At 64.5% G+C, this 25488-nt stretch carries 25 protein-coding genes; 13 read left to right on the top strand and 12 right to left on the bottom strand.

Annotated elements, in window-relative coordinates:
• Positions 1–67 precede the first annotated feature (67 nt).
• Entirely contained in the window at positions 68–604 is a 537-nt protein-coding gene (locus tag ACFPN5_RS07840) for a hypothetical protein (RefSeq protein WP_379781836.1), read from the bottom strand.
• Positions 605–763: 159 nt separating this feature from the next.
• Here ACFPN5_RS07840 and ACFPN5_RS07835 point away from each other — a divergent pair, with 159 nt between their 5' ends.
• The 4 genes from ACFPN5_RS07835 (at position 764) to ACFPN5_RS07820 (ending at position 5213) form a co-directional block, all read left to right on the top strand.
• Positions 764–1132, top strand: a complete 369-nt coding sequence (locus tag ACFPN5_RS07835) for a VOC family protein (RefSeq protein ID WP_379781834.1) — start codon at positions 764–766, stop codon at positions 1130–1132.
• Between the two features lie 124 nt (positions 1133–1256).
• The gene (locus ACFPN5_RS07830) at positions 1257–3272 is read left to right on the top strand and encodes an LTA synthase family protein (protein WP_379781832.1); all 2016 of its coding nucleotides are present in this window, start codon (positions 1257–1259) and stop codon (positions 3270–3272) included.
• Between the two features lie 23 nt (positions 3273–3295).
• Positions 3296–3979, top strand: coding sequence for a response regulator transcription factor (locus ACFPN5_RS07825; RefSeq protein ID WP_379781830.1), 684 nt, complete (start codon positions 3296–3298; stop codon positions 3977–3979).
• Positions 3972–5213 carry a sensor histidine kinase gene (locus ACFPN5_RS07820; RefSeq protein WP_379781828.1) on the top strand — a complete coding sequence of 414 codons (1242 nt, stop codon included), beginning with the start codon at positions 3972–3974 and terminating at the stop codon, positions 5211–5213. The genes ACFPN5_RS07825 and ACFPN5_RS07820 overlap by 8 nt, the downstream gene beginning before the upstream one ends.
• On the opposite strand, the gene ACFPN5_RS07815 is transcribed toward ACFPN5_RS07820, so the two are convergent.
• The 4 genes from ACFPN5_RS07815 to ACFPN5_RS07800 all read right to left on the bottom strand — a co-directional run bounded on the left by ACFPN5_RS07815 (position 5214) and on the right by ACFPN5_RS07800 (position 8691).
• A complete protein-coding gene (locus tag ACFPN5_RS07815; protein ID WP_379781826.1) occupies positions 5214–6038 on the bottom strand; it encodes a hypothetical protein in 825 nt (274 codons plus the stop codon). It lies immediately after the preceding gene.
• A gap of 48 nt (positions 6039–6086) precedes the next feature.
• Positions 6087–6620 (bottom strand): YgjV family protein, encoded by a 534-nt coding sequence (locus ACFPN5_RS07810; protein ID WP_379781823.1) that lies wholly within the window; start codon positions 6618–6620, stop codon positions 6087–6089.
• Positions 6621–6932: 312 nt separating this feature from the next.
• On the bottom strand, positions 6933–7295 hold the full coding sequence (locus tag ACFPN5_RS07805; RefSeq protein ID WP_379781822.1) for a hypothetical protein: 363 nt from the start codon (positions 7293–7295) through the stop codon (positions 6933–6935).
• 247 nt (positions 7296–7542) lie between these two features.
• On the bottom strand, positions 7543–8691 hold the full coding sequence (locus ACFPN5_RS07800; protein ID WP_379781820.1) for a branched-chain amino acid ABC transporter substrate-binding protein: 1149 nt from the start codon (positions 8689–8691) through the stop codon (positions 7543–7545).
• Between the two features lie 202 nt (positions 8692–8893).
• On the opposite strand from ACFPN5_RS07800, the gene ACFPN5_RS07795 reads away from it, so the two are divergent.
• On the top strand, positions 8894–9367 hold the full coding sequence (locus ACFPN5_RS07795; protein ID WP_379781818.1) for a hypothetical protein: 474 nt from the start codon (positions 8894–8896) through the stop codon (positions 9365–9367).
• A gap of 83 nt (positions 9368–9450) precedes the next feature.
• On the opposite strand, the gene ACFPN5_RS07790 is transcribed toward ACFPN5_RS07795, so the two are convergent.
• Complete coding sequence (locus tag ACFPN5_RS07790; protein WP_379781816.1) at positions 9451–10542, bottom strand: alkene reductase; 1092 nt, start codon at positions 10540–10542, stop codon at positions 9451–9453.
• A gap of 182 nt (positions 10543–10724) precedes the next feature.
• Here ACFPN5_RS07790 and ACFPN5_RS07785 point away from each other — a divergent pair, with 182 nt between their 5' ends.
• Positions 10725–11705, top strand: coding sequence for a LysR family transcriptional regulator (locus ACFPN5_RS07785; RefSeq protein ID WP_379781814.1), 981 nt, complete (start codon positions 10725–10727; stop codon positions 11703–11705).
• 35 nt (positions 11706–11740) lie between these two features.
• Here ACFPN5_RS07785 and ACFPN5_RS07780 read toward each other — a convergent pair whose 3' ends face one another.
• Positions 11741–12901: a PEP-CTERM sorting domain-containing protein gene (locus tag ACFPN5_RS07780; protein WP_379781812.1), complete on the bottom strand. Its 1161-nt coding sequence runs from the start codon at positions 12899–12901 to the stop codon at positions 11741–11743.
• Positions 12902–13175: 274 nt separating this feature from the next.
• On the opposite strand from ACFPN5_RS07780, the gene ACFPN5_RS07775 reads away from it, so the two are divergent.
• Positions 13176–14063 carry a CAP domain-containing protein gene (locus ACFPN5_RS07775; protein WP_379781810.1) on the top strand — a complete coding sequence of 296 codons (888 nt, stop codon included), beginning with the start codon at positions 13176–13178 and terminating at the stop codon, positions 14061–14063.
• 12 nt (positions 14064–14075) lie between these two features.
• Here ACFPN5_RS07775 and ACFPN5_RS07770 read toward each other — a convergent pair whose 3' ends face one another.
• Together ACFPN5_RS07770 and ACFPN5_RS07765 are read right to left on the bottom strand one after the other, a co-directional pair.
• On the bottom strand, positions 14076–16121 hold the full coding sequence (locus ACFPN5_RS07770; RefSeq protein WP_379781808.1) for a M13 family metallopeptidase: 2046 nt from the start codon (positions 16119–16121) through the stop codon (positions 14076–14078).
• Positions 16122–16194: 73 nt separating this feature from the next.
• Positions 16195–16395, bottom strand: coding sequence for a DUF2905 domain-containing protein (locus ACFPN5_RS07765; RefSeq protein WP_379781806.1), 201 nt, complete (start codon positions 16393–16395; stop codon positions 16195–16197).
• A 264-nt stretch (positions 16396–16659) separates the two neighbouring features.
• Between ACFPN5_RS07765 and ACFPN5_RS07760 the strand changes: the two genes are divergently transcribed.
• From ACFPN5_RS07760 to ACFPN5_RS07740, 5 genes are all read left to right on the top strand, one after another.
• A complete protein-coding gene (locus ACFPN5_RS07760) occupies positions 16660–17181 on the top strand; it encodes a host attachment protein (protein ID WP_379781804.1) in 522 nt (173 codons plus the stop codon).
• Positions 17182–17265: 84 nt separating this feature from the next.
• The gene (locus ACFPN5_RS07755; RefSeq protein WP_379781802.1) at positions 17266–17838 is read left to right on the top strand and encodes a lipocalin family protein; all 573 of its coding nucleotides are present in this window, start codon (positions 17266–17268) and stop codon (positions 17836–17838) included.
• 173 nt (positions 17839–18011) lie between these two features.
• Positions 18012–19640 (top strand): methyl-accepting chemotaxis protein, encoded by a 1629-nt coding sequence (locus tag ACFPN5_RS07750; protein ID WP_379781800.1) that lies wholly within the window; start codon positions 18012–18014, stop codon positions 19638–19640.
• 101 nt (positions 19641–19741) lie between these two features.
• The gene (locus tag ACFPN5_RS07745; protein ID WP_379781798.1) at positions 19742–20098 is read left to right on the top strand and encodes a zinc ribbon domain-containing protein YjdM; all 357 of its coding nucleotides are present in this window, start codon (positions 19742–19744) and stop codon (positions 20096–20098) included.
• 152 nt (positions 20099–20250) lie between these two features.
• A complete protein-coding gene (locus tag ACFPN5_RS07740) occupies positions 20251–20985 on the top strand; it encodes a hypothetical protein (RefSeq protein WP_379781796.1) in 735 nt (244 codons plus the stop codon).
• Between the two features lie 133 nt (positions 20986–21118).
• Here the strand turns inward: ACFPN5_RS07740 and ACFPN5_RS07735 are convergent, their stop codons facing one another.
• Positions 21119–22420, bottom strand: a complete 1302-nt coding sequence (locus ACFPN5_RS07735) for a serine hydrolase domain-containing protein (RefSeq protein WP_379781794.1) — start codon at positions 22418–22420, stop codon at positions 21119–21121.
• 187 nt (positions 22421–22607) lie between these two features.
• Between ACFPN5_RS07735 and ACFPN5_RS07730 the strand changes: the two genes are divergently transcribed.
• Entirely contained in the window at positions 22608–23594 is a 987-nt protein-coding gene (locus ACFPN5_RS07730) for an LLM class flavin-dependent oxidoreductase (protein ID WP_379781792.1), read from the top strand.
• Positions 23595–23599: 5 nt separating this feature from the next.
• On the opposite strand, the gene ACFPN5_RS07725 is transcribed toward ACFPN5_RS07730, so the two are convergent.
• Both ACFPN5_RS07725 and ACFPN5_RS07720 read right to left on the bottom strand, forming a co-directional pair.
• Positions 23600–24190: an isochorismatase family protein gene (locus ACFPN5_RS07725; RefSeq protein ID WP_379781790.1), complete on the bottom strand. Its 591-nt coding sequence runs from the start codon at positions 24188–24190 to the stop codon at positions 23600–23602.
• A 10-nt stretch (positions 24191–24200) separates the two neighbouring features.
• Complete coding sequence (locus ACFPN5_RS07720; RefSeq protein WP_379781788.1) at positions 24201–25370, bottom strand: PQQ-dependent sugar dehydrogenase; 1170 nt, start codon at positions 25368–25370, stop codon at positions 24201–24203.
• Positions 25371–25488: the final 118 nt, after the last annotated feature.

Below are 25488 nucleotides of genomic sequence, written 5' to 3'. Positions count from 1 at the left end.
CCTTTGTACGGCCTGCTTACAAAAAGCCAATCAAAATTGAGACCTCCAGCACGAGCATTGGTTCCGCTTAGCCCGGCGCTCGCTTCAGGACGAATTCCGCGCGTGGCCTTGCATGCCTGTCCAGGCGATAGCGCAACACATTTCCATCCTCACTGAGGCTGACGGTCCAGACGTTGGTCTCCGCGCCGGGGACGAGGCGGGCAGTATGGGCGTCGGCAAGGAAGGACTGGGAGCGTGCCGTCCCGCCCTCCTTTGCCATGCCGCCATACATGGTCACCGCATCGGGCGTGCCGTCCGGGTGGCGGTGATCGTGCCGCAGTTCCAGCCCGGCCGGGCCACGGGTAAAGATCCAGGTGCGCGACCGATCCTCGCCGACCAGCACCGGCATGCGCACGCCCGCCGCGGTACAGACCACCTGGGTCGATATTTTCTTGCCGGCGAAATCGTTTTTCGGATCGACCGCATACGCCTGCGCGCCTTCGAAGCGCTGGGCGCACATGCCCTGCAGCGTGCTCATGAACTGGTCGCGCGTGTCGACCGGGGCCGTGGTTGCGGCGCAGCCGGCAAGCAGGCAGGCGGCGAGGACGGGAAGGAAGGATCTCATTGCGTTCCGGAATGTGGTGGAGGAACGCCGAGGGTAACACGCTGGCTCGGCAGCAATCACGGCTGGCGGCTAGTGCTCAAGGGAACGGGTCAATGCGATAATGTGCATGAGAATCGCGATTCGCTCATTGACTGCGCCAACCACTGCGGAGAATTTTTCATGCCCCATATCGCCGGTATCGACCATGTTCAGGTCGCCGTCCCCCCTGGCGCCGACGACGCGGCGCGTGCCTTCTACGGCGGCGTACTCGGCCTGCCGGAAATCCCCAAGCCGGCCCCGCTGAACGCCTCGGGCGGCGTGTGGTTCGTCACCGGCGCCACGCAATTGCACATCGGCGGCCAGGCTAACTTCGTGCCGGCAAAAAAGGCGCATCCCGCCTTCATCGTCGAGGATTTCGACGCCTATTGCGCGCTGCTGCGTGAGCGCCAGGTGGTCGTGCGCGAGGAAGCGCAGGTGGCCGGCCGCCGCCGCGCCGGTATCGAGGACCCGTTCGGCAACCGCATCGAACTGATCGAGGCGTCCATATAGAACGAGAACGCATTTAACGAGAATTTAACGTCACCTTAACAGTCCCGAGACACGTGATTCGCTAATCTGCGCCGATTCGGCACGCGCCACCTGGCCGCGCCACGAATCCACGCACATCGAGCACATGAATCACGCAACTGCCTGCCCAGTAACAGACGAGTCCTTTCCCGTTCAGCAGCCGGCGCGCCGGTGGCGCCGATGGCACTGGTCGCGCCAGCTCGGCCCCTATCTCAACCTGTTCTGCCTGCTGGCGGCGGGGCTGGCGATGTTGTCCGTGTCGCGCCTTGCGCTCGTGTGCTGGCAGCGCCAGCGGGTGGACGCTGCCGGCATCATCGGTGAACTGTTTATCCAGGGTATCCGCGCTGACCTGATTCTGCTCGGCTATTTTCTCGTGATCCCGCTGGCGCTCGCGCCCTGCCTTGCCTACAGGCGCAGCGCGCGCCTGTGGACCGGGATGACCGCATGGTGGTCCACGTGTGCGCTGGTGTTCATCGGCTTCATGGAACTGGCCTCGCCCCAGTTCATCCAGCAATACGACGTGCGCCCGAACCGCCTCTTCGTCGAATACCTGGCCTATCCGGCCGAGGTATTCGGCACCTTGTGGCAGGGCTACCGGGTGGCCCTGCTCCTGACGTTGGCTGGCACCCTGCTGCTGGCCCTGGCATTGCACGCCGTGCTCAGGCGCGCGTCGAGCCAGACGACGATGTGGCCGGCCAAAAAGCTGCTGCTCACCTGGCCGCTCCTGATGCTGGTGGTGGCGATGCAGATCCGCTCCACCACCGCGCACCGCCCGGCCAACCCGGCCATGTTCGCGCTGAGCGGCGATGCGCTGGTCAATTCGCTGGTCATCAATTCCGCCTGGTCGGTGCTCGATGCCATCCATTCGCTGCGCAAGGAGGCCAGCTCGTCGGAAATCTACGGCCGCATGCCCCGAGCAAGCATCCTCGCCGCCGTCACTTCCGCGCCATGGCTGCGGGATTACCGCTATCCGTCGAGTGAGATTCCTACCCTGCACTACCAGCAGGCGGCAGTCGCCCGCGACAAGCCCCTGAACCTGGTCATCGTGCTCGAGGAAAGCCTGGGCGCGACCTTCGTGCAATCGCTGGGAGGATTGCCGGTCACGCCGGAACTGGAAAAGCTCAAGCACGAGGGCTGGTGGTTCGAGCAGCTGTACGCGACCGGCACCCGTTCCGTGCGCGGCATCGAGGCCGTGGTCGCCGGCTACGCGCCGACGCCGGCCCGCAGCGTGGTCAAGCTGTCGCTCGCGCAGCAGAATTTCTATACGCTGGCCCTCGGCCTCGGCAAACAGGGCTACCAGACCGAGTTCGTGTACGGCGGGGAAGCGCACTTCGACAACATGCGCTCCTTCTTCACCGGCAACGGCTTCCAGAATGTCGTCGATCGGCGCAGCATGCACCCGCGCTTCGAGGGCAGCTGGGGCGCCTCCGACGAAGACCTGTTCGATACCTCCCTGGAACGCCTGAAGCACCTGCACGCGCAGGGCAAGCCCTTCTTCAGCCTGATCTTCACCTCCTCGAACCACGAACCCTTCGAATTCCCGGACGGTAAAATCGCGCTGCACGACCCGGTCAAGGGGCGCGTCAACAACGCCGTCAAGTATGCGGACTACGCGCTGGGCAAATTCATCCGCGCAGCGAAACAGCAGGACTACTGGCGCGATACCGTCTTCCTCATCGTGGCCGACCACGACAATCGGGTCTACGGCGACAGCTTGGTGCCCATCAAGAAATTCCATATCCCCGGCCTGATCCTCGGCGCCGATATCCAGCCGCGCCGCATCCGGACGCTGACCAGCCAGATCGACCTCGGTCCGACGCTACTGTCGCTGCTGGGCGTCTCCAGCGCGCACCCGATGATCGGCCGCGACCTGGCCCGCGACAGCACCACGCCTGGCCGGGCCATGCTGCAGTTCGATAACTATTTCGCCTGGCTGGAGGGCAGTTCCGCCACCATCCTGCGTCCCGGGCAACGGCCCCTGCCCGGCCGCTACGATGCTGCCAGCGGGCAGCTGGTCCTCGGTAGCGCGCCGCCCGAGAAGGCCAGCGTCGACCGTGCACTGGCCCATGTGATGCTGCCCTCGCTGCTCTACCGCGAGCAGCGCTACCGGCTGCCGAAGTAAACACCGCACTTTATAATGACCCGATGCGCATCCTCATCATCGAAGACAACGCCGACATCGTCGCCAATCTGTATGGCTTCCTCGAACCGAAGGGCTATGTGCTCGATTCGGCGCCGAATGGCTATGGCGGCCTGGCGCTGGCCAGCGAACACGACTACGACGCGATCGTCCTGGACGTGATGCTGCCGGGCCTGAACGGCCTCGAGATGTGCCAGAAGCTGCGCGGCGAACTGCGCAAGAACACGCCGGTCCTGATGCTGACCGCGCGCGATACGCTCGAGGACAAGGTCGCCGGCTTCGACAGCGGCGCCGACGATTACCTCGTCAAGCCGTTCTCGCTGGTCGAGCTCGAAGTGCGCCTGAAGGCACTGGTGCGCCGGGCGCGCGGCGCCGGCGCCGCCAGCGCGGTGCTGGCGGTGGGCGACCTGGTCTTCAATACCGAAACCTTCCAGGCGACGCGGGCCGGCATGCCGCTGGCGCTGACCAAAACCGGCTACACGATCCTCAAGCTGCTGATGCGGGAAACCCCGAAAGTGGTGCCGCGCGACCGCATCGAGCACGAACTGTGGGGAGACAACCCGCCCGATACCGACGCCTTGCGGGTGCATATCCACGCCCTGCGCCAGGCGCTCGACAAGCCGTTCCCGCAGCCGATGCTGCAGACGATCGCCAAGATCGGCTACAAGCTGGTCCCGGCAAATGATTAAAACCGATTCGCTGCGGCGGCGCATCACCCGCGCCTACCTGACCTTTGCCGCCGTGTCCTCGGTGTTCTTCGCCATCATCGCGGCCGTCGCCGTCGAGGGGATCGAGATTCAACTGGTCGACGAACGCCTGGAAGAAGTGGCTGCCTGGGCCGGCCCGCGCAGCGCCGGCGGCCTGCCGGTCGAGATGCCGGCGGGACTGAGCTACCACCACGGGGCCGGCATTCCGCAGCCGCTGCACGCACTCGCCGAGGGCGTGCACGAGGTGACGGTCGACGGCGTCGACCTGCACGTGCTGCGCGGGCGCGACGGCAGGGGCGACTGGGCGGTCGTCGACCACGCCAGCGCCTACGAGCAGATCGAACTGGTCGTGTATTCGATGTTCGCCGTCGCCTTCATGGGATTCATGGGCTTTGCCGTGGTCCTGGGGCGCTTCCTCGGCAACCGCATCGTCGACCCTATCGTGGAACTGGCCGACGCCGTGGAAAAACGCGCCCCGCAGTTGCCGCTGCAGGACCGCCAGGACGAGCTCGGCCTGCTGGCGCGCACCATCACCGGCCACACGGCCGAGCTGCGCCAATTCCTCGACCGCGAACGCTTTTTCACCGGCGACGTCAGCCACGAATTGCGCACCCCGTTGACGGTGATCACCGGTGCGGCCGAGCTGCTGCTGGAGCAGACGAAGCACGATCCAGCGCTGCACGCGCCGGCCGAACGGATCCACCGCGCCGCACGCGACGCCGGCGATGTCACCTCGATGCTGCTGCGCCTGGCGCGCTCGCCGGAGCGGCTGGAGTGGAGCGCGATGCCGGCGGCGGCGCTGGCCAGCGCCGAGGTGGCCCGCTACCAGGCGCTGGTGGCGCACCGGCCCGTGGAGTTGCGCTATGCCGGCGGTGACGACTTCGTTGTGCATGGGGTGCGCGAGCTGGTGCTGGCGGCGATCGGCAACCTGGTGCGCAACGCCTGCCAGTACACGCAGCAGGGCCATGTCGAGGTCCGGCTGGAAGCCAATGGCGTCATCGTCGAGGATACCGGCCCGGGACTGCCGCCGGCCGCCCGCGCGCGCCTGTGCAACGAGCCGATGCCGACTGGGGCGCGCGGCTCGTCCGGAACCGGGCTCGGACTTGGGCTGGTCCAGCGCATCTGCGCCCACCTCGGCGCCAGCCTCGTCCTGCGGGAGCAGGCAGCGGGCAGCTGCATCGAAATCCGTTTCCCCCAGGAGCTAACGCGGCCTTGATTACTCCGAAATAATCCTGATGACCTTGACAGCGGCCCCGCCACCGGGAACCAGCGCGCCCGCCAGTTCCGATCCCATTTCAAACAGCATGTCACGCGTGGTAATCGCCTGAAGCTTTTCCTTGAACCACTGGCCATTCTCGATCACTTCGCCCGTCAAGCCGTCGACTTCGATGACGCCCACCTTGTCTTCGGTGGTCCAGGCGTATTCGAATGCGAATACAGGGCGGTAATACAGGTGCACTTTCTCAACCGTGATGAGGTCGTCCTGGAACTCGTGCGCATTGATCACCTCCGCCGCCAGCGTCTGGCGTATTTTCTGCAGCAGCATCGGCAAACGCAATTGCGGAACGATCGCTTCGGGCAACTCGAGCACCGTCTGCTCCTGCACCTTGTATTTGCTGATGTAGTTCGCCAGCGCCCCTTTTTTCAGGTCCCGCGACAGGCCATCGAGATGATCTTCATATTTGATTTTTCGATGCGAGTACTCGACTGCCGGCAGGCTGATCGTCCGCTTGCTTCCCTGCTCCGCGATCGAATATTCCTCGCCGTTAATGATGATCTTCTTTGCATAGGCATTGCCGATCTCCACCGGGTACACCAGCTCGCGCGAATAATCGACGGAACGGGTTGTCAGGACCTGCCAGAACGGCTCGTAACGCAACACGTGTTTCGACAGGAGTACGGTCTCATCCTTGGGCCGCTTGAATGGATTGAGCTTGGCAATCAATCCAAAAGCGTTCAGTTTTTTCTGGTTCGCCTGCTCGGCGGCGGCGCTTAAAGGATAAACCTGATCGAAAACGAACACCTTTTCGGCATTCTCCATGTATTGAATACGCTCCGCCATAACATCTCCCAGGAAATATTTAATATATTAAGCGATTTCTTTCGGGTTTAGAGCCTGGACCGCCCTCGCTTCGCGCACCATGCGGCGAATCGTCACGATGTTCACTGCAGCGATCACCAGTTCCAGTGCCGTCCCGCCGATCGAACCGGTGATCACATTATTCGCAATCCACAGCCCGGTCCCGCAGAGCATCGCCACGCGCATCCGCACCCCCTCCATCAGGAACAGGGCGAGCGTGCCGATGCAGGACGCGCCCAGCGGCAGCCAGTCGCTCGGTCGTGTCGCCAGCGCGATGCCGAGCCCGAGGTTGACCGCGATGACGGCGAACGCGACCCACTTCGAGCGGGTGTAGAGCGACAGCACCGAGCGCAGCAGCGACATGGTCGAGCTGGCGACCGCCGTGGGCTTGCCGAGCAAATAGAAATGGATGATGTAGGCGAGGCATTCGGCCGCCATGAAGAGCTTGAAGCGGCGGTCGTTCTTCTGTGAAAAAGAGCTGACACCGAGCACGAAGGCCGCATAACCGACGCACTGCGCGGGGGAAAACCAGTCGATCGTCATTAAATGGACATCAGGAGGAGAAGGACTTGAGCGGGCCGCGCCTGTCGGCACCGCCGGGAAGGCCATGGATGGGGCTGGCGAAAAAAGATTATACCTGCCTCATCAAGAGCCCGTTCTCTCGACAACAGAGGCATTCCCGGCCTAAAACCACAACATGATCGTTGTGAAAATCGACGCCGCGGACCTTGCATAGTCCGAAAAAGCAGTCAAGCGTCGCACGCCTGCCTTGCCTGCAAAGTGCAGGTGAAACACGGGCCGCCTGCGCTGGCCTCGTGTTTCAGCTCTTGCTTACACTACAAGAAGCGTAACGGATCACACAGCCAATCGATTCCATCCCGGACCTGACCCAGGCAATGCCAGTCGAAATCCTGCTGCCTTGGGATTCTTCGTTCCTGTTGTATTTCGTATCCATACTACACAACTAATTAGTCCAAAATAAAAAGCAGGTAAGGACAAACGATATCCGGCTTTTATCCTGTTTACTACGCCGGCGCCAGGGCTACCAATACCCTCCGCCCGCCATTCTGGAATCGCTGATTCAAAAGCCGCACTGACGTTATTGCTTCCAGTTGGGGCCAGCACCGTATCGTCTTTGCTCGCCTCTCCATGAAGATAAACGAGAAGCAGATTTAACTTCTTTCCTGGGCAGGACCAGGCAAAGGAACTGTCGTCCATGCATCTCGTCTCGAACCTGCCAATAGGTAAATAGCTTTCCCATTTCGGCAAGCTTGCCTCATGCATCCCTGTTGCCCGACTGCGCCGTTGGCGCGCATAAGACTCCAGGACAGACAGATACGATGCGTTTCCTCGGGTTGGTCATCGCTTATCTCAATATTCAGCCCCCCGTCTGGTCCGCCACGAATTGCCTGGATCTTGACCCGGCCACTGAGGGGAGCCATGTCTCCCAGCTCGTAGTCAGTGCTTAGCGCAGCACTTGCAGCTTGGTCTTCTTGCCCTTGCGGTAGGTGTAGAGGGTCAGTGCGGCGTTGCGCAGGTCGCCCTTCGGGTCGAACGCGATGGTGCCGGTGATGCCCTCGTGCTTGATTTGCGCCAGCGTGGGCAGGAACTTGGCCGGCTCGACGGAACCGGCTTTCTGCATGGCGGCGGCGAACACCATGGTCGCATCGTAGGCATATGGCGCGTAGGTCTGCACTTCCATCTTGTAGCGCTGGCGGTAGCGCTCGTTAAACGCATTGAAACCGGCTTCCTGCGCCCCGCTCACGCCGCCCGCCACGACGCAGAACACCTTGTCGTCGCCAAGCGCGTCGCCCGCCAGCAGCGGCAGCTTTTCCGAGCAGATGCCGTCACCGGCGACCATTTTCGCGCGCAGCCCGAGCGCCTTCATCTGCTTGAGCATGGGGCCGGCCACGGCGTCCATGCCGCCGTAGAAAATCACGTCCGGATCGCGCGCGCGGATTTGCGTGAGGATGGCGTTGAAATCGGTCGCCTTGTCGTGCGTGAACTGGCGGCTGACGATGGACGCGCCGCTGGCCGCGCCGGCACGCTTGACGCCCTTGATGAATTCGTCGGCCAGGCCCTGGCCGAAGGCGGTGCGGTCATCGATGACGGCGATCTTGCGCGCTTTCAGCGTCGTGATCGCATAGTTCGCCATCGTGCTGCCGACCAGGTTGTCGTTGGCCACGACCCGGAACGCGGTCTTGAAACCCTGGTTCGTGTAGAGCGGCGTGGTGGCCGCCGGCGAGATCTGGGGAATGCCCGCGTTCGCATAGATTTTCGAGGCCGGCACCGTCGGCCCCGAATTCAGGTGGCCGACGACTGCCGCCACCTTCGCATCGACGAGCTTTTGCGCAACCGCGGTACCCGTCTTCGGATCGCTGGCGTCGTCCTCGGGCTGCAGCACCCATTTTACTTTTTGCCCGCCGATGACAATGCCCCTGGCGTTGAGGTCGTCGATCGCCATGCGGGCGCCGTTTTCGATGTCCTTGCCCTGGTGGGCGCCGGGGCCGGAGAGCGGCGAGGCGGTGCCGATCCTGACGACCGTCTGTGAATGGGCCGGTGGTGCAAGGCTTGCAGCGAGCAGGCAGGCTGAGAGGATGGCGCGAAGTCGCATGGCAGTTTCCCTGGATAGTTGCACCAATTGTAATGCTGAGCGGGTCAATGGCGCTCGGGTAATCGTGCAGGCGATAGCAAGCAGGTGGCAAGCGTGCACGCAACAGGGTGCTTGCCTGCGCGCTTTTGCTGATATATTTCGTGCAATAATTTTCTATAAAGAATGGGCCGGCAACGGTCCTGCACCACTACAAGGAAAGACCATGCGCACCACGACCCTCATCCGCACCGGCCTCACACTGGGCGGCCTGCTCGCACTGGCCGGCATGACCGGCTGTGCGTCCGTCACGACTGGCGACGAGCAGGTCGTCTCCGTGGAAACCTACTCCCCGGCCGGCCCTGTCAGCGGCGCAACGTGCAAACTGCAGAACAAGAAGGGCTTCTACTACATCACCACGCCCGGCAGCCTGCGCGTGTTCCGTGACTATGGCGACATGACCGTCACCTGCGACAAACCGGGCCTGCCAACGAGCATCGTGCGGGTCAAATCGAAGACCGGGTATACAGTGGCCGGCAACATCCTGTTCCCCATCGGCGCCATGGTCGACGCCTTCTCCGGCGCAGCCTACGCCTATCCTGCCCTGATCCGCATCAGCATGAATGATGGCGTCACCGGCGCGACGGCGACTGCCGTACCGGGTCCGGCGGCGGCTCCCGTAAAGGGCGGTTCGAACTGAGGCAAGCCCGGCAGCCAGGACGGGACATTTAAAATAGAAAAAGCCAACCCTCGGGTTGGCTTTTTCTTCAGGGATCGACCTGCTTACGCCGCCTGGTCCAGCGTCGGGTAATCGATATACCCCACTTCGCCATGCGTGTAGAAGGTCAGCGGGTTCGGCACGTTCAGCGGTGCGTCCTGCTGCAGGCGCTGCACCAGGTCCGGGTTGGCGATGTAGAGGCGGCCAAAGGCCACCGCATCGGCCCGGCCCGATTTGACCGCGTCGATCGCCATCTCACGGGTGTAGCCGTTGTTGGCGATATAGGTGCCCTTGAACGCCTGGCGTGCCCATGCGAAATCGAAACCCGGCACGTCGCGCGGGCCGCCGGTGGCGCCTTCGATGAAGTGGATGAAGGCGATACCGCGCTTGTTCAGTTCCTCGATCAGGTAAGCGAACACGGCTTGCGGGTTGCTGTCGGCCAGGTCGTTGGCCGGCGTCACCGGCGACAGGCGGATGCCCACGCGGCCGGCGCCGATTTCGGCGACCACGGCGTCGACCACTTCGAGGGCGAAGCGGCAGCGGTTTTCGATCGAGCCGCCGTATTCGTCGGTGCGCTTGTTGGCGCCGTCGCGCAGGAACTGGTCGATCAGGTAGCCATTGGCCCCGTGCAGTTCGATGCCGTCGAAACCGGCGCGGATGGCGTTGGCGGCGCCGCGGCGGTATTCGCCGACGATGTCCCTGATTTCTTCCAGCGCCAGCGCACGCGGCTCTACCACATCGACCTTGCCGGCACGGGTGTAGGCCACCACTTTCGGCGCCACGGCCGAGGGGGCGATCGGCTGCACGCCGCCGGTCAGGTTCGGGTGCGTCACGCGGCCGACGTGCCAGATCTGGGCGACGATCTTCGAGCCGGCGTCGTGCACGGCCTGGGTGATCGGCTTCCAGCCTTCGACCTGCGCGTCGGAATAGATGCCCGGCGTGGCCATGTAGCCCTTGCCGACCGGCGACACTTGCGTGCCCTCGCTGATGATCAGGCCGGCGTTGCTGCGCTGGCGATAGTATTCGATGTTCATGGCGCTGCCCGGCACGTCGCCGGCCGGCTCGTCGGCACGGCTGCGGGTCAATGGCGCCATCACGACACGGTTGGCAACCTCGATGTCGCCGATGCGGGTGGGTTGAAACAGTTGCTGGGTCATGTCCGGGTCCGTTTCTTCAAGTTGGTCGATATCCGGGCCGCCGGTCGCGGCACCCCCATGGGGGTAATCGCCGGCAGCCACTACAATTCACAGTATGAGTATTCCTGGCGCAGCTGGGTAGACCACACGAATGATATGATCTATTCCTGACGGGAATAGGTGGGAGCCGAGTTGGAGATGAGATGGATCGCCTGCAATTGATGGAAACCTTTGTCCGGGTGGTCGAGACCGGCAACTTCTCGGCCGTCGCGCGCGAGGAGCGCAGCACCCAGTCCAGCATCAGCAAGCAGGTGCAGGCGCTGGAAACCCTGCTCGGCGCGAAACTGCTGGTGCGCTCGACGCGCAGCCATGCGCTGACCGAAGCGGGCAAGCGCTACTACGAGCGCTGCCGCCAGGTGCTCGACACGCTCGAGGAAGCACGGGTCGAGATCCAGCGCACCGAAAACGAAATCTCGGGCGTGCTGCGCGTGGCCGCGCCGGTCTCGTTCGGGCGCCTGCACATCGTGCCGCGATTAGGAAGCTTTTTCGCGCGCTACCCGAAGCTGAAAATCGACCTGCAGCTCGACGACAGCTTTGTCGACCTGGTCGTCGGCGGCATCGACGTGGCTTTTCGCGTGGGAGAGCTGAAGGACAGCCGGCTGATCGCGCGCCGCATCGGCACCGCGCACCGCGCCGCCCTCGCCTCGCCCGGCTACCTTGCGCAGCACGGCGAGCCGCAACATCCGAACGAGCTGCGCGCGCACCAGTGCATCGTCTACACGGGCCTGGCCAACCTCAACGAGTGGAGTTTCCAGGGCGAGGACGGCGCCCAGCACACGGTGCATGTCAACGGCCACCTGCAGTCGAACAGTTCCGAAGCGATCCGCCAGGCCGTGGTCGAGGGGCTCGGCATCTGCTACACGCCGCAGTGGGTGTACGGCGACGACATCCGCGCCGGACGGGTGAAACCGATCCTGACGCGTTATCGCTTACCGCCGCTGCCGCTGAACGTCGTATTCCAGCCGGCGCGCCGGCCCTCGATCAAGATCGGCCACTTCGTCTCCTTCTTCGCGGACGAGTTCTCGCGCGATCCGGACATTTCACCGATGCTGGCCAGCCAGGACGGCGAGGGCAACGCGCTCGGCGGCCTGGGTGCAAGCGCAGGCCTGACCGGCGCGCGCTAGCCGGTATGACGACCTGCCTGCCCTGCAAGCGGCAGTCAGGCCTTGCGGCGACGCGCAGCGCCGAAAGCGAGGGCACCCATGCCCAACAGCAGCAGGGAGGCAGGCGCCGGCACTTCGACCGGTTCGGCCGGCTTCTCGAGCACCTCGCCAACCAGGTTGAGGGTCAGCTTGTAGCCCGAACCCAGCGTATTGGCGGCGTAAGCGACATCCGGTGCGACGTCGGCAAACACCATCTCATAAGTGCTGCCGAACTTGCCAACCGTACCATTGAGGAAAGAAACACTGTAGTCCTTGCTGTCACCCTCGTTCAACTTGCCGAAGGTCGACAGGTTGGTCGCGAACATGCCAGCGTCGCCGCTGCCGGAAAAGCTGGTCATGCTCAGGCCGACACGGTTACCCAGTGTGGCGCTGGCCAGGTTAAAGACCGAGAACGCGCGCTCCGCCACGCTATCGCCGAGGTAGACGGAGCCGAAGTCCAGGCTCAGGACGTTCGAGCCCGATGCATCGAACGACTGGGCCGCATGCTGCAGGTAGCTGTAGGTGGCATTGAGCGTGCCGGTCCAGTCGGCGGTGGTTGTGGTCGTGGCGACGTTGTTCGTATTGAAGGTATTCGTCAGGGTCCTGGCCGTCAGCGAGGTGGCAACATGGTCCACATTGACCGTGGCGCCAGGGCCGGCGGCCGCATAGGCATCCAGGTTCGCCGCATCCACCGACAGGTTCGACGCGACAGTGGAGGACGACCCGGGCAGGATGCAAGCGCTCTTCTGCTTGCCGACACAGTCGTCAGTAAGGGTGCGCGAAGCGCTGGCACCCGTGACCTTGCCTGGCATGACCAGTTGAATGGCGCTCGTGCCGGTGCCTGTCGCGCTGGAGTTGCTGCTGTTGCTACCGTCTGACGTGCCGCTGGTGGTGACATGTGTCGTATGGGTATAGGACGATTTGAGCGCGACATTCACACCGGTCAGCACGCCTTTTTTGCTGTCGAATGCCGCGAGCTGGGTCGTATGCATGAGGACATTGGTTTTGCGTGCCGCATCGTGCGCAGCCATACCGGGGTTCAGGCTATCGGTGACCGTATCCTTTGCAGTGAATCCCACGTCGCCAGTCGAAGTGATCAGTGCGGCATGGGCAAAGCCTGGCGTGGCCAGTGCGGTCACAGCGCTCAGTACCGCAAGTTGCATCGTATTCTTGAACATGTTATTCCCTAGGTTTTGTGACATCGTCACTATTTATATTAACAATCAGAAACTATAATTGTATATATGCAATTGATGTGCCAGCTTGCCTAAGTGCCTGAATATTTACATGTTTATTTAAGGAAACTATAATTATCCAACTCGCATGTAAAATTTCTCGACAGAAAATTCAATGCTAGAGACGTGTTCGCCTCGCGCCAAGCGCGGCGCACGCACGAAGCGTCAGGCTGAGATATGCTGCTCTCCAGACTAACCTCCGCTTTGCAGAGTCGTCATGCCAATGTTTCGTATTTTCCCGGTCCGCACCGGCGCGCTTGTCGCCTTGGCTGTCTCAGTTGCAGCCCTGCTAGCCACCCTGCCGGGCGTCGCGCATGCGCAAACCAATACCGGACTCATCGCCCTGATCAACGACTACCGCGCCGCGCCCGCGAGTTGCGAAGGACGCCGCCTGACGCCGGCGCCGGCCCTGCGTCCGAACGCCGCGTTGGCGCGGGTACGCGTCGGCGCCGGCACCTTCCCCGAGTCCGCCCTGGCAAACGTCGGCTATTACGCGGTCCATTCCGAGGTCATCCATGTCGGCGGGCCTCAGGACGCCGCGGCCGCGATGGAGGTGATCCGCCAGCCTTACTGCCGCGTGCTGCTCAATCCCGGGGCTGTCGACATCGGCGTTACCCGCCGCGGCGACGAATGGACGATCGTGCTGGCACGGCCGATGACGCCGCTGGCGCTGCCCGCACAGGAAGCGGTGGGCCGCCAGATCCTCGATGCCGTGAACCAGGCGCGCGCCAGGCCGCGCAACTGCGGCACGCGTGCCTTCGGGGCGGCAGCTCCCGTCGCCTGGAACGGCGCGCTCGCTGCCGCCGCAGTGGCGCACAGCCGCGACATGGCGACCAACCGCCATTTCGAGCACAAGGGAACGGACGGCAGCGAAGTCGGAGCGCGCGCCGAGCGCGCCGGCTACCGCTGGCGCCTGATCGGGGAAAACATCGCGGCCGGCCAGACCTCAGCCCAGGAAACGGTGGCCGGCTGGATCGAGAGCCCCGGCCACTGCGCCAACCTGATGAACCCGGCGTTCACCGAAATGGGTGCGGGCTACGACATCCGCCGGGCAAAGATGCCGGGCTTTGCCTACTGGACGCAGGTGTTTGGCGTGCCGAGGTAAAGAAAACGCCTCTCACCAGAAAATGACGCGCTGATCCGGCGCCAGGTACATCTTGTCGCCCGGCTTCACACCGTAGACTTCGTAGAAGCCCGGGTGGTTGCGCATGCTGCCGTTGACGCGGAATTCCGACGGCGAGTGCGGGTCGGATTTCACTTGCGAGATCAGGGCGGCGTCGCGCGCCTTGCCGCGCCGGGCCTGGGCCAGGCCCATGAACAGGCGCTGCTCGGCGGTGAAGCCGTCGATGGTCGGCGCCGGTTTGCCGGCCAGGTAGATCTTGTAGGCGCGGGTGGCCATGATGGCGCCTGCGTTGTCGGCGATGTTTTCGCCCAGCGTCAGTTCGCCATTCACGTTGTAGCCGGCCAGCGGGCTGTAGGCGCCGTACTGGGCCACCAGCACCTTGCCGCGCGCGGCGAATTTTTCGGCATCCTCTTTCGTCCACCAGTTGCGCAGGTTGCCATCGCCGTCGAACTGCGAGCCCTTGTCGTCGAACGCATGGCTGATCTCGTGGCCGATCGAAATGCCGACCGAGCCGTAGTTGACGGCCGGTTCGGCGTCGGCGTCGTACAGCGGATACTGCAGGCGGGCGGCCGGGAACACGACTTCGTTCAGGGTCGGGCTGTAATAGGCATTGACGGTCTGCGGCGACATGCTCCAGGCGGCGCGGTCGACTGGTTTACCCAGCTTGGCGATGCTGTACTGGTGGCCGAATTCGCGCGAGCGCATCACGTTGCCGACCAGGTCGCCCCGTTCGATTTTCAGGGATGAGTAATCGCGCCACTTCTCCGGGTAGCCGATCTTCGCCTTCATTTTCGACAGTTTTAATTGCGCCTGCTTCTTGGTGTCCTCGCTCATCCAGTCGAGCGTCTGGATGCCTTCGCGAAAGGCGATCACGAAATTCTTCACCATCGCTTCGACCTGCTGTTTGCGCTCGGCCGGGAAGTGCTTCTCGACATACACCTTGCCGACGATTTCGGAGAGGTCGCGGTTGACCTGGGCAATGGCCAGCTTCTCGATCGCCCGGTTTTCCTTCGCGCCCGACAGCACGGCGCCGCGGAAGGCGAAGCTCTCGTCGACGAACGGCTGCGACAGATAAGGCGCATAGCTGCTGAGCAGGCGGAATTCGAAATACGATTTCCACACCTCGACCGGCGTGGCGGCGATGAGCTTGTCCAGGCCGGCCAGGTAGCTCGGCTGGTTGACGATGAGCGAGTCGACCTTGCCGGCAATGCCCGTGCCCTTCGTATAGGCCTTCCAGTCGAAGCCGGGCATCAGGTCCTTCAGTTGCGCCAGCGAGAGCTTGTTGTAGCGCTTGACCGGGTCGCGGTTTTCGACGGCGCTCCACTGCACGCGCGCGATTTCCTTTTCCAGGGCCACGACCTGCGCGGCCTTGGCGGCGGCGTCGGCGTGGCCGGCCAGCGCCAGCATCTTTTCGATGTGGGCCTGGTACTTCGCGGCGATGTCTTTCAGGCGCGCGTCGTCCTGCAGGTAATAGTCGCGGTTCGGCAGCCCCAGGCCCGACTGGCTGATGCCGACGATGAGGCGGGTCGAATCGCGGTTGTCCTGGCCGACATACATATCGAGCGGCGCGCCGGCGCCGATGCGCGAGAAGTACGCCGACAGGGGCGCGACGCCCTCTTTGTCCTTCAGTGCCGCCACGCGCGCCAGTTCCTTCTTGAGCGGCGCCAGGCCCAGCGCGTCGCGGCGCGCCTGGTCAATATAGCTGGTGTAGTAGTCGCCCATCTTCTGCGCCTGCGATCCCGCCTTGGCGACGGCCCTGGCGCCCTTCACAGCGGCAGCGCCTTCGACAATGTCGCGCACCTGGCCCTCGACCTTGTCCTGGGCGACGTTGAAGGCGCCCCAGCTCGAACGGTCCGACGGGATCTCGACGTCTTTCAGCCACTTGCCCTGGCTGTAACGGAAGAAGTCGTCCTGTGCGCGCACGCCGGTATCGACCGCCGCGACGTCGACGCCCGAGGCGGCGGAAGAAGGGGCGGCGCCGGCGTGGGAGGCGACGGCAAACAGCCCCGCGATCAGACTGCTGCACAAGGTACGCTTCATGGTGTCTCCGGACTGGAATAGTTGTGAACCGGAGGATGCTAATGCAAATGGCAGAGCCTGCCAAGGGAGGATGCTAGCGCCGGAACAGCCAGAGGAGGATGCTGACCACCACCGAAATGACGATGCAGGTGACGATCGGGAAATTGAAGCTGAAGCCCTCGCGCACGATGTGGATGTCGCCGGGCAGGCGCCCGAAAGGCAAGCGGCGCAGCCAGGGCCAGGCGACGCCGATCGCGGCAATGGCAAGGCCCAGGACGATCAGCGTGCGCTGCATGGTGCCGTCCCTTTTACGAAATTGGATGGGGTGCCGTATTGCGTGTCCTGTTTCTCGTTTGCCATACTCGATATCCCATTTCGACCAATTAGGAAATGCGTTCAATCATTTTTTCATTGTGCCGAACCCGCGCGAGAACCGGCGCCCGGCATGCCCCTCACCTGCGTGCGTCGGGGTTCCGGACCCCGATGCTATACTGAATTTACGCGACGATCAGCATGCAGATCGAACATCATTCACGATTCATTATTGACAGGGGGTAGCATGCCAACAACCTGGATTATCACGGCCAACGCCGGCCGGGCAAGGTTCTTTTCTGAAAACGATCCAGCAGAACCACTGCAGGAATTGCAGGACATGGTGAACAACGGCGCGCGCCTGCGCACGCAAGAGTCCGAGACCGACAGGCTGGGACCGCGGGCGGCAGGCAAGAGCAGCCACAGCATCGGCAGCGCCCAGAGCGGCGCGGCGGTTCACAACAATGCCCCAAGCGGCGGTGCTTCCGGCGCCCCCACCTCGATGTACGAGCCGAACCAGACGCCCGCCGAGCACGAGACCGAACTGTTCGCCAAGGACATCTCCAAATTCCTGATGAAATCCCACCAGGAAGGCCTGTTCGACCACATCGTGCTGTCGGCCTCGCCCCAGTTCCTGGGCTCGCTGCGTGCCAATTTCGATCCGCACCTCAAGCCCCTCATCAAGACGGAGTTCAACAAGGATTACACCCACGTTGCCCCGCACCAGCTGCGCGACCAGCTGCAGGCGCAACAGGCCAAGTCGGAGTAAGCCGGCCGGGTAGGTGACCCGTGACGCCAACCGCTGCCGGTTGGCGTTTTTTTTTGCCGGCGATGGCCGAACGAACGAGATGCTATGACGACCCGCCCCTCCCTCTTGCGCGGCGCCCTGCTCGCATCACTCGTGCTGCTGGGAGTGAAAGCCTGGGCAGCCAGCAATGCCCAGGCCGCGCCCGCCGAGCTGCAGACGATCCCGGCGCTCGACCTGCCGCGCTACCTGGGCACCTGGTATGAAATCGCGAAGTTCCCGAACCGTTTCCAGCGCAAGTGCACCGGCTTCACGACGGCCACCTATCTGGCCCTGCCCGACGGCCGCGTCCAGGTCGAGAACCGTTGCCGCCTGGCCGACGGCAGCACCGATGTCGCGACGGGTGTGGCGCGCCAGATCGGCGACGCGGCGTCGCCTCGGCTGAAGGTGCGCTTCGCGCCTGCAATCCTCTCCTTCATTCCTATCGTGTGGGGCAACTACTGGGTCATCGACCTCGACCCCGACTATGCACTGGCGGCGGTCAGCGAACCGGGGCGCGAATACCTGTGGATCCTGGCGCGCACCCCCACGGTCGAGAAGGCGGCCTACGATGCGCTGGTCGCGCGCCTCGCCCGCCAGGGCCTCGATGTGCGCAAGCTCGAACGCACGCCCCAGCAATAGCCGGCAGTTAGGCTGCTCAGCCGTTCCGTTGCCTTACCGCCACATTTCGTCGAAATGCGCGGTCCCCACGTAATTGTTCACGACGAAATTTCAGGAAAGTGCAAGAATCGGTGAGATTTCCATACGGAAATAACGTTAATTCATCACTTCCTCACCGGGTTGCAAGGTCGTCCATGAAGCTGAACAACTACAAAATCCGTACCCTCCTCGTCGCCGGTTTCGGCACGGTCCTGTTACTGATGCTGGTCCTCGTTGGTGTCGGCCTGGCACAGAACCAGAAGGTCAACGCGCTCAATGCCCGCCTCCTTGGGGAAAGCATGCACCATACCGACCGGCTGGATGAGTGGTTGTCGATTATCGAAGTCAATGCAGCGCGCACGCTCGCGGTGGCAAAGCTGGCCGATCCTGCCGCAGAAAAGTTTTTCATGGACGCCATGGCGCTTTCCTCGAAGCGGGCGGATGTGCTCCAGGCCGCCACCAAGGCAAGCGTGGCCGGGGACGCCGCGGCCAGTGCCCTGTTCGCGGATATCCTGGCGGCGCGCGAGGCCTACCGCGACGCACGCAAGAACGCATTCAAGCAGAAGGCCGACGGCGAAGTGGAGGCGGCGGCCAGGTTCTTCGAAACCGACATGGTGCCGAAGGTCGGCACGTATGTGGAAAGCGTGCGCCGCCTGGTCGCCTACCAGAAGGCCGCCATGGACACCGACAGTGCGGCGATCGCCGATGCATTCGAGGCGAGCCGCCACCTGCAGCTGGCCTTGTCAGGCGTTGCCCTGGCCGCCGGCATCGCTTTCGCCATCCTGATCGGCCGCGCGATCACGACGCCCGTGCGCGAGGCGCTGGCGGTGGCGCAGACGGTCGCAAAAGGCGACCTGAGCAGCCGCATCGAAGCCGGCGGCAGCAGCGAGACCGGCGCGCTGATGGGTGCGCTCAAGGACATGAACGAGAACCTGGTGGGCATCGTCAGCCAGGTGCGAAACAGTACTGAAACGATCGCCAGCGCCGCCGACCAGATCTCGGTCGGCAACCTCGAACTGTCGGCGCGCACCGAGCAGCAGGCCAGTTCGCTGGAGGAAACCGCCTCCTCGATGGAAGAGCTGACGTCGACCGTGCGCCAGAATGCCGACAATGCCCGTGCGGCCAACGCACTGGCGCAATCGGCGTCCGACGTGGCCAGCCGCGGCGGCGGCACCGTCGAGCGCGTGGTGCAGACCATGGACGCCATCACCGCGTCGTCGAAGAAAATCGTCGACATCATTGCCGTCATCGACGGCATCGCTTTCCAGACCAATATCCTCGCCCTGAATGCGGCGGTCGAGGCGGCGCGCGCCGGCGAGCAGGGCCGCGGCTTCGCCGTCGTCGCCTCCGAAGTGCGCACCCTGGCCGGACGTGCGGCCGGCGCCGCGAAGGAAATCAAGGGCCTGATCGGCGACTCGGTCGACAAGGTCGAGGAAGGCAGCCGCCTGGTATCCGAAGCCGGCGCGACGATGCAGGAAGTTGTCGAGAGCATCGGGCGCGTCACCACGATCATGTCGGACATCGCCCTGGCCAGCCAGGAACAATCGGTCGGCATCGAACAGGTGAACGGGGCGATTGCGCAGATGGACCAGGTCACCCAGCAAAATGCGGCGCTGGTCGAGGAAGCGGCCGCCGCATCGGAAGCGATGCGCGAGCAGGCCTACGCGCTGACGCAACTGGTGTCGACCTTCCGCTTCGACCAGCACGCCGCGAACACGGTGGGCGCGGCCACCACGGCACCTGCGCCGGCCAGGGACATGCTGGCCTTGCGCCACGCGGCCTGACGAGCGTACGCGGGTTGGCGCGCCATGCCTGATGGCCGCGCCACCCTGGGGCCGCGCCAGCCGGGGCGTTATACTCGCCGTTTTCGAATCGAATCCTTCCCATGACCGCCCTGCCTCCCTGCCCCGCCTGCCACTCCACCTATACCTATGAGGATGGCGGCACGTTGACCTGCCCTGAATGCGGCCACGAGTGGTTGGCGCAACCCGGGTCGGCGCAATCCGGCGGCCCCGGTGCCGAGACGGCGCGCGTGTACCGCGACGCGGCCGGCAACCTGCTGCAGGACGGCGATACCGTGACCGTCATCAAGGACCTGAAGCCGAAGGGCTCCGGCGGCGTCATCAAGCAGGGTACGAAGGTCAAGAACATCCGCCTGGTCGACAGCGATCACGATATCGACTGCAAGATCGACGGCTTCGGGGCGATGAGCCTGAAATCGGAATTCGTGCGCAAGGTGTAAGCGGCGCGCCAGGCCGGCGCGGCCACCGTCGGCCCGGCACGACGCCGGCACCCGCGCAGGACATGCAAACACCAGCCTTTGGCTGGTGTTTTTTTTTGCCCGCGCCTCACGCGGGCCTGGAACGACCGCAGGATCAGTAGCCGCGTCCGCTCGTGCCGCCGCCGGTACCGGTGCTGGTGCCCGAAGCACCGGTAGTACCCGAGGTGCCGGACGTGCCGCTGGTGCCGCTTGTGCCGGACGTACCGCTGGTGCCAGAAGTCCCGGTGGTGCCGGTAGTGCCCGAAGTGCCGCTCGTGCCGGAAGTACCGCTGGTGCCCGAAGTGCCAGTCGTGCCGCTGGTGCCGCTGGTGCCGCTGGTGCCGCTGGTGCCGCTGGTGCCGGTAGTGCCGGTAGCGTCGGTCGTGCCAGCCCCGCCGCTGCTGCCCACACCCTTCGCACCACCAGCCGTCCCCATCGCACCGCTCGTGCCGGTGTCGACCGAACCGCTGGTGCCGCTCGTGCCGCTGGTACCGGTGCCCATCGTGCCGCTCGTGCCTGAGGTCCCGCTGGTGCCGGTGCCCATCGAGCCCGTGGTGCCCGACGTCCCGCTGGCGCCCGTGGTGCCCGTGGTGCCGCTATCGGTAGTGCCCGTCGCCCCGGTGCCCGCTGCGCCGCTCGCGCTGCTGGAGGTACCGCTGGAGCCGGTCGTGCCGCTGCTGCTCGAGCCGCTCTGGCTGGACTTGCTCTTCTTCTGCTTTTTCTTGCTCTTGCTGGTGTCGGTACTTGAGGTCTGGTCGCTTGCCTGCGAACCCGAGCTGCCCGAGCCGCTCGTCTGGGCGCTGGCGTTAAACGACATCGCCATCGCTGCCGCGACTGACGCACCGAGCATTGCTTTCAACAATTTATGAATTTTCATATCTATCTCCTAATATCCCGGGGGCTAAAAAACTCAACAATATCAACAACATGTGAGTTGCCGAGTGTAGGGAGGTCGACATGGAAGCAGCGCACGCTAGCCTTTCGGCAAGTAAAAACCAGTCATCAGCGGCTTGCCACCGGCTGCTTCGAGGGGTCCGCCGCTACCCGCGCGGCCTGCGCCGCCAGGGTGCCGAGCTCGGTGTACAGCGGCAGCACGTTGCCCTTGTCGTCCGGGTAGACGCGGTTCGACAGGAACACATAAAAGCTGCGTGAAGCGGGGTCGATCCACAGCACGCAGCCGGTGAAACCCGTATGGCCGTAGCTGCCGACCGGGAACAGCGCGCCGCGCGGGCGCAGCGCAAACGGCGAATCGATGTCCATGCCCAGCCCACGCAGGGCGGCCATGCCGGGCGGCGTCTGCACCGTGCCCAGCAGGCGCACGCTGGCGCGCGACAACACCCTGGTGCCATCGAGCTCGCCCTCGCCCAGCAGCATGCGGGCGAAGCGGGCGATGTCGTGCACCGTGCTGAACACGCCGGCGGAACCGGCCACGCCGCCCATCCGGCGCACCGTCGGATCGTGCACCACGCCTTGCAGGGTGGCGCCCCCGGCGAGGTCGCCGTGCGGTGCGATCGGGCCGGCGGCCGGCGCCCGCTGCGTCGGCGCGATGCGTTGTGCAGGCAGGCGGCGCAGCGGCAGGTAGCCGGTGTGCTTCATGCCGAGCGGCAGGAAGATGCGCTGCCGCGCAAACTCGTCGATCGGCATGCCGGACACGCGCCGCACGAGCTGGCCGAGCAGCACGTAATTGATGTCGGAATAGGTGAAAAAACTGCCCGGCGCATGCTTGAGCGGCTGGGCACAGGCCAGCGCAAAGGCCGCGGCGTCGCCGCTCCAGGCGGCGCCGGTTCCGTTCGTTCTTGCGGGCAGCCCGGCGCCCAGGCCCGAGGTATGGGTCAGCAGCTGGCGGATCGTGATCGCGTCCTTGCCGCCGCCGGCGCACTCCGGGAAATACGCGGCGAGTTTCCCCTCCAGGTCGAGCTTGCCGTCCTCGAGCAGCAGCAGGATCGACGGAGCGGTGGCCAGCACCTTGGAGAGCGAGGCCGCATCGAATACGGTGTCGAGCGTCACGCCCGGGGCGCCGGGCTCATGGGTGAAGCGCCCGTAGGCCCGTTCGTACCGGGCGCCGCCCCGTTCCAGGTGGAACACCGCACCGGGCATCTGCTGCTGCGCGATCGCGGCGCCGATGGCGGCATCGATGCGCGCGAACTGGCTGCTGTCGAGCTCGGTATATGCACCCGCGTCACCGCTGCGAGGTTGCGGCACGCCGGCGCAGCCGGCGGCCAGGAGTGCGAGGCCTGCACCGGCGATGGCGGCCGTGTTTGCGTCCTTCAGCAGACGCAGCGCACGAAGGGAAAAACGATGCATGGGAAACCCTGGAACGAGCAGATGGCGGATGCGGCCTGGGCGGAGGCGCGGGCGCGGAAGAGGCCCATCATAGGCAAGCCATTTTCCCTGGTCAATATTTACACGCCGGGCAGGCCGCAGCCGGCGCACCGGCCGCTTTTTGCGACCCGGACAGCGAAAAAAAAACCTTCGGCGTATCATGCGGCTCATGATTCCCTTATCCATACTCGACCTCTCGCCGATCGCCGAAGGCAGCGATGCGCGCGCTTCTTTCCACCATTCCCTCGACCTCGCCCAGCATGGCGAACGCTGGGGCTACAACCGATTCTGGCTGGCCGAACACCATGGCATGCCGGGCATCGCCAGCGCCGCCACCTCGGTGCTGATCGGCTATGTGGCGGCCGGCACCTCGCGCATCCGCGTCGGCGCCGGCGGCATCATGCTGCCGAACCACTCGCCGCTGGTGATCGCCGAGCAGTTCGGCACGCTCGAGTCGCTGTTCCCGGGACGCATCGACCTCGGCCTGGGCCGCGCCCCGGGTTCCGACCATATCACTGCGCGCGCCCTGCGCCGCAACCTGGCCTCCGACGCCGACGAATTCCCGCAGGACGTCCTTGAGCTGCAGGATTATTTCGCCGATTCGCCGCGCCGCCAGGTCAAGGCCATCCCGGGCGCAGGCCTGGAGGTGCCGCTGTGGATCCTGGGCTCGAGCCTGTTCGGCGCCCAGCTCGCCGCCCACCTCGGGCTGCCCTACGCCTTTGCCTCGCACTTCGCGCCGCAGATGATGATGCAGGCGATCGACATGTACCGCGCCAACTTCAAGCCCTCGAGCCAGCTCGACAAGCCGTACGTCATGCTCGGTTTTAACGTATTCGCGGCAGACACCGATGAGGAAGCGCAGTTCCAGGCGACTTCGATGCAGCAGGCGTTTGTGAACCTGCGCAGCGGCCGCCCGTCGCGGCTGCAGCCCCCGGTGCGCGGCTACCTCGATATCCTCGCCCCGCAGGAACGCGCGATGCTCGACAGCGTGCTGTCGTGCTCGGCAATCGGCGCGCCGGCCACCGTGGCAGCCCAGATGAAGGCCTTCATCGCCCACACCCGCCCCGACGAGCTGATGATCACGTCACAGATCTTCGACCACGCCGCGCGCCTGCGCTCGTACGAGATCACGGCGCAGATTCGCGAAGCGGCGTAAGCCCTCTACGCGTCCCCGGTCCCCGCCTGCAAGGCATCGATCAATTCCCGCGTGCTGCGTACCCGTCCCATCACCCGGAAGGTATTGCGGCAAGCGAACTCGTGCGCCTCCGCCGTGATGCCGCTCATCGCATCCTCGGCAAACACCAGCGCATAGCCGCGGTCATGCGCCGCGCGCGCCGTCGATTCCACACCAAAATTCGTGACGATGCCGCCCAGCACCAGGGTCTTGATATGGCGCCGCCGCAGCAACTGGTCGAGCTCGGTGCCATAGAAGGCGCCCCACTGGCGCTTGGTGATGACGATGTCCGTTGCCTCCACCCCGCAGTCCGGCGCCAGGTGCGAGGCGTCGGGCGCCGGCGCGGGCGCGCCCGGTGGGCGCAGCGGCGCGTCCGCCAAGGGCGACTGCAGCTCGTTCATCAAGACCCGCACATAGATCACCATGGCCCCGCGGTCGCGCATTTCGCCGGCCAGCAGCACGCAGTTGCCGAGCACCTGCTCGGCGGAATACGGCGCCAGTGCGCGCCCGACGTTGCCGTTTTGCAGGTCGATGAGCACCAGTGCAGTGCTCGCGAGATCGATCGAAAAGTCAGTCATTGCATTCTCCTCAGGACTTGTCCGGCACGATGCGCAGGATGCGCGAGTTTGATTCGTCGGTCAGCACGTACAGGTGGCCGTCCGGCCCCTGGCGCACGTCGCGCACGCGCTTGCCGATCGACAGCCTTTCCTGCTTCGCGACCTTGCCGGCCGCATCGAACTCGATGCGGCGCACATCCATCGCCGCCAGGTTGCCGGCAAACAGGCTGCCGCGCCATTGCGGGAAGGCGGTGCCGGTGTACACCGCCAGGCCGGACGGCGCCGGCGACGGCGACCATGCCAGCAGCGGATCGACCATGCCCGGCACGCTGGGTTTCCCGACGGCCACGCGGGTGGTGTAGTCTAGGCCGTGCGTCTGGATCGGCCAGCCGTAATTCCTGCCGCCCTCGATGCGGTTGATCTCGTCGCCGCCGCGCGGACCATGCTCGCTCGCAAACACCCGCCCCGCCGCATCGACCGCCATACCCTGGATATTGCGGTGCCCGTAAGACCAGATTTCCGGCAGCGCGCCCTGCCTGCCCGCCAGCGGATTGCCCGGCGCCGCCTTGCCGTCGGCGCTCAGGCGCAGGACCGAGCCGTTGTGGCTGCCGAGGTTCTGGGCCTGGTCGCGCGCCAGCATATTGCCGATGCGCTGGGGCGGATTGCCGCCGTCGCCAATGCTCATCAGCAGGTTGCCGTCCGCCATGAACACGATGCGCGAGCCGAAGTGCTGGCCGCCCGTCTTCGACGGCGAGGCACGGAACAGGGTCTTGATGCCGTGCACCCGCTTGCCGTCGAAGACACCCTGTACCAGGGCGGTGCGGTTGTCGTCCGTCGTACCGTTTGCCATCGTCATGTAGACGCGCACATTCGGGCCCTTGTCGGCGGGATGCACGGCGATGTCGAGCAGGCCGCCCTGGCCGCTGTCCATCACGATCGGCAGGCCTTCCATCGGCACCGCCTGGACGTTGCCGGCGGCGACCAGGTGCAGCGTGCCGTCCTTGCCGGTGACGAGCATGCGCCCGTCCGGCAGCCAGGCCATGCTCCACGCTTGCGGCAGGGCGCTGGTGACGGTCTCGGCACGCCACCCCTTCGCGTCCGGGGGCGCGCCGGTCGCCTCCACTTGGGCAGCAGCGGGAAGCGCTGCGCAAGAGATAACGAAACTGACCGCGGCGCGTTGGGCAAGTTGGTTGAATTGCATGCAAATCTCCTTTAAAAGTTATTAACCTTCCGTCATCGTGTTGCATTTCTCACGTATCGACTGCAAAGATAACGGAATCGGGTTATCATCGTTGTTTCTGAACCTGCGTAAGGATGCT

The sequence above is a fragment of the Massilia niabensis genome (genome assembly GCF_042655085.1).
Taxonomy (GTDB): domain Bacteria; phylum Pseudomonadota; class Gammaproteobacteria; order Burkholderiales; family Burkholderiaceae_D; genus Telluria; species Telluria niabensis.
Note: the sequence above shows the minus strand (reverse complement) of the source record. Positions and strands in the feature narration are given on the sequence as shown.